Genomic DNA, 3357 nt, shown 5'->3' with positions numbered 1-3357 from the left:
CGTGAATGGATTAAGATATTTTGCTTTCATGATGGTAAAGGAGTAGTGCTAAAATTCAAAGTTAGATAATTTTTATGACTTAGTCGCCACTCATATATGGATTTGATTTTTAGCATTTTAAAACAAAATGATTATTCTCCTACGATTCAATTATACCTTTGTAAAAATTAAATATACCTGAATTAAGATATCTGTTTGATTGACTCTTAATTCATACAGATAGACTTTTTCCAATAAAAAATTATGAAATTCCGCAAAAACATTCAACTATTCAAAGAATACTCCTAAATTCAAGTGTTAATTCTGAAACAAAATGCCAGTTGTAAAACACTCTGATTACCAGCCTCCTCTATGGCTGCCAAATGGTCATTTTCAAACCATTTACCCTTCTCTATTTCGCAAGGTAGATGGAATAAGTTATCAGCGTGTGCGTTTATCAACGCCAGACCATGATTTTTTGGACTTGGATTGGTCAAAAGTTAATCCTAACGAAACTCATTCACAACGTCCACTTTTGATTTTATCACATGGTCTTGAAGGGGACTCTACCAGACAATATATCACGGGCATGGTCAGGTTGTTTAACCAACATCAGTTTGACTGTTTGGCTTGGAATTTTAGAAGCTGTTCGGGAGAAATCAACAAGCAAGTTCGTTTTTATCATAGTGGTGCCACCGATGATTTGGACTTGGTCATTAAGTACGCAGCGCAAAAATATAAGGAAATATACCTCATGGGCTTCAGCTTAGGAGGCAATCTTACCCTGAAGTATTTGGGTGAAAATGGCGAAAATCTTCGTCCTGAAATCAAAAAGGCTGTAACATTTTCCGTACCTTTGCACCTTTCTGGAAGTAGCTCCAAAATGGAAAGCTGGCAAGATTGGGTATATACCCGCCGTTTTAATAAAACTCTTACCAAAAAAATCCAAGAAAAGGCTGTTTACTTTCCTGAAAACATCAACACTACAAATTTGTCAAAAATACGCACCCTGCGTGATTTTGACAATTATTACACTTCACAACTTCACGGATTTAAAGATGCAGAAGACTATTATCAGAAAAATAGTTCCCTGTATTTTATTGAAAAAATCCAAATACCCACTTTAATAATTAATGCCCAAAATGACCCTTTTTTATCGAAAGAATGTTTTCCTTTCGATAAAGTCAGTCGCTTAGAAAAGGTATTTTTCCAAGCTCCTGAAAAAGGTGGACATTGTGGGTTTATGCAAAAAGGCTATGAGCAAACCCTCTGGTCAGAATATCAAGCATTAAGCTTTTTATCCAAAAACTAGCAACGAGTACCAAATAGGTTAACCAATATATAAAACTAGAGTTTCAAATCCGTAGGAAAAGGCTTTGACCCTGACTTGCGACATACAGTAAGAACATGTTGACTAAAACAGCAGAACATCAAGTAAATTTCGTCATTGATTTTGACAGCACTTTCACAAAAGTAGAAGGTCTTGACGAGTTAGCAGCCATTGCATTGGCAGGAAACAAAGACAGCGAAAAAATTGTCGGTGAAATCAAAGCGATTACCGACAAAGGTATGTTGGGTGAAATCGGTTTTGCTGACTCCTTGAAGGCTAGAGTAGCTTTATTGCCAGCACACCGCGACCATGTAAATACTTTGATTGAGTTTTTGATGGGTAAAATCTCCGACTCATTTGCTCGTAACAAAGAGTTTATCTCGATGTATAGTGAAAATATCTACATTGTATCGAGTGGTTTCAAAGATTTTATTGTTCCTGTAGCGGTGTCAATGGGCGTGAAAGAAGAAAATGTTTTTGCCAATACATTTACCTACGATGCCGAAGGAAATATCACGGGTTATGACGAAAATAACTTACTTTCTCAAGATAAAGGTAAAGTAAAATTACTCCAAGCTTTACAATTAGAAGGCGATGTATATGCAATTGGTGATGGCTATACCGACTACGAACTTCGTGAGTCTGGTTTGGCCAATAAGTTCTTCGCTTTCATCGAAAACGTTGAGCGTCAAAAAGTTGTAGAAAAAGCTGATGAGGTTGTAGCTTCATTAGACGAATTCCTATATATCAATGGCTTGAGCCGTTCTCAATCTTATCCAAAATCAAAAATCAAGGTTTTATTGTTGGAAAACGTTCACCCAAAAGCTGTTGCAGCTTTCAAAAATGAAGGTTTTCAAGTAGAATTATTGAAAGGTGCTTTGGACGAAGAAGAACTAATCGAGCGAATCAAAGGTGTTTCTATTTTAGGTTTACGTTCTAAAACTAATCTTACCAAACGTGTGCTTGAGCATCCAAATGCTAGTCGTTTGATGGCCGTTGGGGCATTCTGTATTGGTACCAACCAAATCGATTTAGCAGAATGTGAAAAACGTGGTATCGCCGTATTCAATGCACCATATTCTAACACTCGTTCGGTGGTAGAATTAGCCATTGGGGAAATGATTATGTTGACTCGTGACATTTTTACGAAGTCAAATAAAATGCACCAAGGTGTTTGGGACAAATCAGCGACTAACTCTTACGAAATTCGTGGTAAGAAGCTCGGTTTGGTAGGTTATGGTAGCATTGGTACACAACTTTCGGTTATTGCAGAAGCAATGGGTATGGAAGTTTACTTCTACGATGCTGTTGATAAATTGGCCTTGGGTAATGCCAAAAAATGTAAAACTCTTGAAGAACTATTGAGCATTTCTGACTTTATCTCTATGCACGTTGATGGTCGTAAGACTAACTCAAATATAATTGGAGAAAAAGAATTTGCTATGATGAAAGACAACGTCATCTTCATCAACCTTTCAAGAGGTCATGTAGTAGATATTCCAGCTTTAGTAAATGCCTTGAAATCGGGTAAAGTTTGGGGAGCGGCTGTTGACGTATTCCCTTACGAACCAAAAACCAACGATGAGGAGTTTATGAACGAATTGCGTAGTTTGCCAAGAGTCATTTTGACTCCACACATTGGTGGCTCTACGGAAGAAGCTCAAGCAAATATCGGTGAATTTGTACCAAGCAAATTGTTGCAGTTCATGAACAACGGTAGCACTTACGGTTCGGTAAACTTCCCAGAATTGCAATTACCAGCTTTGGAAGATGCACACCGTTTATTGCACGTACACCAAAACGTACCAGGTATTTTGGCCAAAATCAACGGTATTTTTGCAAAATACAATGTTAACATCAAAGGTCAGTATCTTAAAACAACCAACAACATCGGTTATGTAATCACTGACGTAGCAAAAGAGTATGCAGACGAGATTGTAGAAGAGCTAAAAGGCTTGGATAATACCATCAAATTTAGAATGTTGTATTAAAATCTTGTATTCTTATATCTTTGTGCCACGTATTTCGTGGCACAAGTTTTTTATCCC

2 protein-coding genes are annotated in these 3357 nt (G+C 37.1%); both read left to right on the top strand.

Annotated elements, in window-relative coordinates:
- Positions 1 to 313 precede the first annotated feature (313 nt).
- Positions 314 to 1291 (top strand): YheT family hydrolase, encoded by a 978-nt coding sequence (locus ACOVQ4_RS18550; protein ID WP_421822107.1) that lies wholly within the window; start codon positions 314 to 316, stop codon positions 1289 to 1291.
- Between the two features lie 95 nt (positions 1292 to 1386).
- On the top strand, positions 1387 to 3300 hold the full coding sequence (gene serA / locus ACOVQ4_RS18545) for a phosphoglycerate dehydrogenase (RefSeq protein WP_421822106.1): 1914 nt from the start codon (positions 1387 to 1389) through the stop codon (positions 3298 to 3300).
- Positions 3301 to 3357 lie beyond the last annotated feature (57 nt).

The sequence above is a fragment of the Flectobacillus sp. genome (genome assembly GCF_049240685.1).
Lineage (GTDB): Bacteria > Bacteroidota > Bacteroidia > Cytophagales > Spirosomataceae > Flectobacillus.
The sequence above is the reverse complement of the archived record's forward strand: the minus strand, read 5'-3'. Positions and strand labels throughout refer to the sequence as shown.